This window comes from Kitasatospora sp. NPDC028961, from assembly GCF_055564815.1.
The window spans coordinates 1-5,004 of the sequence record NZ_JBVHVO010000043.1; the positions used below are offsets into that span (position 1 = coordinate 1).

A 5,004-nucleotide genomic window follows, 5' to 3' on the forward strand; every position below is an offset into this window, starting at 1 on the left:
GCTGTTGAGTTCTCAAGGAACGGACACTTCCTTCGGACCGCCTTCCAGCGGGCCCTCCGGGCGCTTCGTTCTTTCGTGTTCCCAGCTTATCAGATCCTCGCGGCCGTTCTTACCGGCGCTTGTTTCTCTAAATTCCCGCTGGGGGGATTTCCTTCGACTTCGCTCCGAAGCTTATCAAAGCTTTCGGTGTGCTCAGTTCCGGGGGTTTACCTCGTCAAAGGGCGCGCACTTCGTGAAATGCGATCGCCCTGATTCGGCGGTGTCGTAGACACTAACGCCTCGGACCGGATGTTGTCCAACCAGTCCCAACCGTTGAAACCTACTAGCCCGCTCGTGCCACGTCAATGGTTTGACCGGGATGCGAGAAGAGTAGCAGGTCAGCGGCATGTCGATCACCTCGGCTCAGGCCGCGACCGGCTGAAGGTCCGCCCGATCGGCTGCGTCCAGATCACCGGTCTCGCCGTTCGCCGCGGCCTTCCGGCCCAGGACGAGGGCGTAGAACAGGAATGCGACCTCGGCCAGCGCGCCGATCGTGATGCGGGCCCAGGTGGGCAGGCCGGAGGGGGTGACGAAGGCTTCCAGGACACCGGAGACCCCCAGCACCGTCGCGAGGCCGATGGCCATGCCGATGATGGACCGGCCCTGTTCCGCCAGGGCCGTCCCACGGGTCCGCGGGCCGGGGTCGATGATGGTCCAGCCCAGGCGCAGGCCCAGCCCGCCGGCCACGAAGACGGCGGTGAGCTCCAGCAGACCGTGCGGAATGAGCAGACCGAGGAAGACCTCGAGCCGGCCGGCCGAGGCCATCAGCCCAACCCCGAGGCCGAGGTTGAGGACGTTGCTCCACAGCACGAAGAGCACCGGGATGCCCAGCGCGATCCCGAACAGCAGGCACTGCACGGCGATCCAGGCGTTGTTCGTCCAGACCTGGGCCGCGAACGAGCTCGCCGGGCGGTCCGAGTAGTACGCCTCGTACTCGCCGCCGGGCCTGGTCATCTCCCGGAGCGTGTCCGGCGTGGCCAGGCTGTTCCGGACCTCCGGGTGGGTCGCGACCCACCACGCGATCACGGCGGTGGCGAGCAGCGAGAGCACGGCCACCGGCAGCCACCAGCGGCGCGAACGGTAGAGCGCGGCCGGGAAGCTCACGCTGTAGTAGCGCGCGACGTCCCGCCAGCCGCTGGTGCGGGTGCCCGTGACGGCGTCGCGGGCCCGGGAGACCAGGCTGGTGAGCCGGCCCTCCAGGGTGGGGTCGGGCGCGGCGGCCTGCACCTTGGCCAGGTGACCGGTGACGCGCTGGTAGAGGGTGACCAGCTCGTCCGCCTCCTCGCCGGTGAGCCGGCGGTTCTTGGCGAGGGCGTCCAGCCGTGCCCACTCCCCCTGGTGGGTGGCGACGAAGACGTCCAGGTCCATGCGGCAGCTCCATGGTCGGCGCGGGGCGCGGGCAGGCGGGGTGCGGACAAGTGGGCCCAGCATGCCAGGGGCGACGGCCACCCGGGCCGCCGGGACCTCCCTTCCCGAGCGGGTCCGCGGCCCCGTATGTTGACGACTGCAGATCACGGGGTCGTGGGGGCCGATCCGACGGCCTTCCCTCCCCGCGGACCGCGGACCATGAACCACCGACGGGAACGGACGGGTGTCTTGAGCGACCTGGTGACGGGCGAGGCGGTCGTCCTCGGCCTGCGCACGGCGAAGCTTCCGAGCCGGGCGCTGGCGACCGGGCTGGACCTGCTCGTACAGGGCGCCGCACTGGTGGTGACGTCCCTGGTACTGAGCTTCGCCCTGGTCGACCTCGACGGTGCGGCCCTCGCCGCCATCCTGCTCGGGCTGATGGTGTTCTTCCTGGTCGGCCTGCCCGTCATGGTCGAGACCCTCACCCGGGGGCGCTCGCTCGGAAAGGCCGCGCTGGGCCTGCGGGTGGTGCGCAGCGACGGCGGACCGGTGCGGTTCCGGCACTCGCTGGTGCGCGGGCTGGTCGGCTTCTTCGAGATCATCGTGCTGAGCGGGGTGCCGGCGGCGATCTGTTCGGCGGTCTCGGCGGACGGCAAGCGGCTGGGCGACGTCTTCGCGGGGACCCTGGTGGTCCGCGAGCGGGTGCCCGGGGGCGGCGGTGCGGCGAACGCGCTGCCGCCGGTGCACCCGCAGCTGCTGCAGACGATCGGCGGCGAGCTGGTCGCCCTGGACCTCTCCGCCGTGCCGGAGCCGCTCTGGCTGGCGATCCGCCAGCTGCTCGGCCGGATCGGCGAGCTGGACCCGGCGGTGGCGCACCGGATGTCCGCCCGGCTCGCCGACGACCTCGCCGCGCGCACCGGCCACCCCGTCCCGTACGGGCTGCACCCGGCGGCGTACCTCGGCGCGGTGCTGACCGAGCGCCAGCGGCGGGAGTGGACCAGGGCCCAGGGCTACGGACTTCAGCACCAGCCGCGGCCCCACGTCCAGCCGCCCACGGCACCGGCCGCACCGGCGCCCGCCCCCGCACCCGCGATGCCCACGACACCCCCGGTACAACCCCAGCCCCAGCCGGCCCCCGCCCCGCAGCCGGCCCCCGGCACCGGATTCGCCCCGCCCGCCTGACGGGCGGGACAACCCGGGCGACCGCCCGCTACCGGCCGTCGAACTCGACCGGCCAGGCGTTCGGCGGCGACTCCAGCTCCTCCAGCTCCACCCCCGCCGCGGCCAGCACCACGTCCCCCGCCAGGTGCACCACCTGCTGCTCGCCCGTCTCCAGGTCCGCCACCTGGTAGCGCTCGACCAGCAGCGGCCCCGAGTCCGTCGCGTGCGTCTCCACCGCCTCCAGCAGCCAGCCCTGGTCGAAGGTGCGCGGCGCCAGCACCGGCTCGGTGAACGCGACCAGCCGCACCTTGGCGCTCGCCCCCTCCCGCAGCCGCAGCAGCCGGGCGGTGGCGACCAGGAAGGCCGGCGAGCGCCCGGTGAAGCCGTGGGCCCGGTCGTGCCCCTCCACCGCGTGCTCCCCGGCCGGGTCGGCCGCGTCGGTGCGCACCCAGGCCACCCCGTCGACCGCCCCGCCGCGGACCTGCCAGCCGCCCGCCTTCAGCTCCGTCCGCAGCGGCCGGGCCCGGGAGTCCAGCGTGAGGTCGAGGGTGCCGAGAACCCCGCCCTCCGGTCCGTACGTCTTGGAGACGTACCGCCAGCCGGCCGGACCGGGCGCGCAGCTGAACCGCTCCTCGCCGAGCAGGACGTGGTCATGGGTGTCGTGGAGCGAGTACCGGCCATTGGGCATGCCCGAGAGCCTACGTGGACGATCACGGCCGTCCGGCATGCAACGTTCGGCGGGGGTGCCCGCATTAGGGGGTGGACGGCGCGGTTCGGCGCCGTCGGTACTACGGAAGGGGGGCAGGGATGGCGAAGACGGCACGCGAAGCGGAGTTCACCGAGTACGTGGCGTCCAGGAGCGGCTGGCTGCGCAAGGTCGCCTACTTGCTGTGCGGGGACTGGCACCGCGCGGACGACCTGGTCCAGGAGAGCATCACCAAGCTCTACGTGAACTGGCCACGGGCCGGACGGGTCGAGAACGTCGACGGCTACGCCCGCAAGGTGCTGGTCAACACGTTCCTCGCCGAGCAGCGGTCGCCCTGGTGGCGCCGGACGACGCGCAACGGCACGGCGCCCGACTCGGCGAGCGTGGGCGTCGACCTCGACGCCTCCCTCGACCTGCGCAAGGCGCTGGCCGCGCTGCCGCCGCGGCAGCGGGCCACCGTGGTGCTCCGGTACTACTGCGACCTGACGATCGACCAGGCCGCCGAGGCGCTGGGCTGCTCGTCCGGCAACGTCAAGAGCCAGACCTCGCGCGGTCTGGAGGCGCTCCGCGTCTCCCTCGCCGCCCGCCCCGCCACCGCAGAGAGGACGTCATGACGAACAACGAGTACCAGAACCTCACGGGGCGGTTGAGCTCGCTGGCCGAGGAGCCCGCCCCGCCGTCCGCCGTCGACACCGCGTGGGCCGTCGTCCGCGGCCGGTCGCGGCTGCGCCGCCGGCGCGGGGCCGCGTGGGGCGCGGCGGCGGCGGTGACGGCGGCGGCGGTCCTGGGCGGTTCGCTGCTGACCCGGCCGGCCGGCGGGACCGCCACGCCGGAGGCGCCGGGCACGCTCGTCGCCGCGAGCTCCCCCCAGGTCTCGTCCGCCGCGCGCACGGGCACCGACCCCTTCTTCACCGAGGCGCGGTTCGGCTGGCTGCCGGACTCGCTGAACGCGGCGGGCGGCATCGGCTACGGCTACGCCGACGCGCTGGGCGCCGAGCACACGTCCGCCAAGGTGTGGACGAAGGGGCAGTCCACGCCGAACCTCTCGCTGTCGCTCGCGCCGGGGAACGCCGAGCCCGCGCACGTCGGCCGGCACCCGGTGCCGGCTCCCCCGGTCGACGGGCGTTCGGCCCACTGGCTGGTCTCCGACAACCCGCTGCCGGTCGACCCGGTGACCCTGTCCTGGGAGACGGCCTCGGGCCGGTGGGCGCAGCTGGACGCCTACGCGCCGAAGGAGGCGAAGCCCGAGGAGACGCTGCTGCGGATCGCGGCCGGGGCCCGCTTCGGGCGGACCGACCTCCCGCTGCCGGTCTACCTGACGGGGCTTCCGGCGGCGTTCAAGGTGTCGGCGGTGTCGTTGCTGCGGCCCTCGGCCGTCATCGACGAGCCCTGGCGGGTCAGCCTGGCGCTCACCGCCGAGAAGCTCTCGGTCGACGTCATGGTCCAGCCGGAGAGCGCCGAGCCCGCGGTGGCTCCGCCGGGCGCCGACCCGCGCGAGTGCGAGGTGGACAAGGGCGTGCGGATCTGCGTGTCGACCCGCTCCGGGGCGAACCCGGCGCTGGAGGCGATCGGCGGGCTCCCCGGGGTGCTGGCGAAGATCAGGTCCGTGGGTGCCGACGAGAGCGCCTGGACGGCCGACGTCCTGCGCTGACCGGGCCCGGACGCGGGGGGGGGGGGGGGGGGGGGGGGGGGGGGGGGGGGGGGGGGGGGAGGTGGAGGGTGCAGGGCCATTACATAGGCGCTTGGCTGTG

5 protein-coding genes are annotated in these 5,004 nt (G+C 73.6%); 3 read left to right on the plus strand and 2 right to left on the minus strand.

Annotation, left to right across the window (positions count from 1 at the left end):
• Positions 1-402 precede the first annotated feature (402 nt).
• Positions 403-1,407: a stage II sporulation protein M gene (locus tag ACZ4UX_RS35920; RefSeq protein WP_465709722.1), complete on the minus strand. Its 1,005-nt coding sequence runs from the start codon at positions 1,405-1,407 to the stop codon at positions 403-405.
• 228 nt (positions 1,408-1,635) lie between these two features.
• Here ACZ4UX_RS35920 and ACZ4UX_RS35925 point away from each other — a divergent pair, with 228 nt between their 5' ends.
• Positions 1,636-2,568, plus strand: a complete 933-nt coding sequence (locus ACZ4UX_RS35925) for an RDD family protein (protein ID WP_465709723.1) — start codon at positions 1,636-1,638, stop codon at positions 2,566-2,568.
• Between the two features lie 28 nt (positions 2,569-2,596).
• On the opposite strand, the gene ACZ4UX_RS35930 is transcribed toward ACZ4UX_RS35925, so the two are convergent.
• Positions 2,597-3,235: a hypothetical protein gene (locus ACZ4UX_RS35930; RefSeq protein ID WP_465709724.1), complete on the minus strand. Its 639-nt coding sequence runs from the start codon at positions 3,233-3,235 to the stop codon at positions 2,597-2,599.
• Between the two features lie 119 nt (positions 3,236-3,354).
• Here ACZ4UX_RS35930 and ACZ4UX_RS35935 point away from each other — a divergent pair, with 119 nt between their 5' ends.
• Together ACZ4UX_RS35935 and ACZ4UX_RS35940 are read left to right on the plus strand one after the other, a co-directional pair.
• Entirely contained in the window at positions 3,355-3,867 is a 513-nt protein-coding gene (locus tag ACZ4UX_RS35935; RefSeq protein WP_465709725.1) for a SigE family RNA polymerase sigma factor, read from the plus strand.
• Positions 3,864-4,904 (plus strand): hypothetical protein, encoded by a 1,041-nt coding sequence (locus ACZ4UX_RS35940; protein WP_465709726.1) that lies wholly within the window; start codon positions 3,864-3,866, stop codon positions 4,902-4,904. The genes ACZ4UX_RS35935 and ACZ4UX_RS35940 overlap by 4 nt, the downstream gene beginning before the upstream one ends.
• The last annotated feature ends 100 nt before the right edge of the window (positions 4,905-5,004 follow it).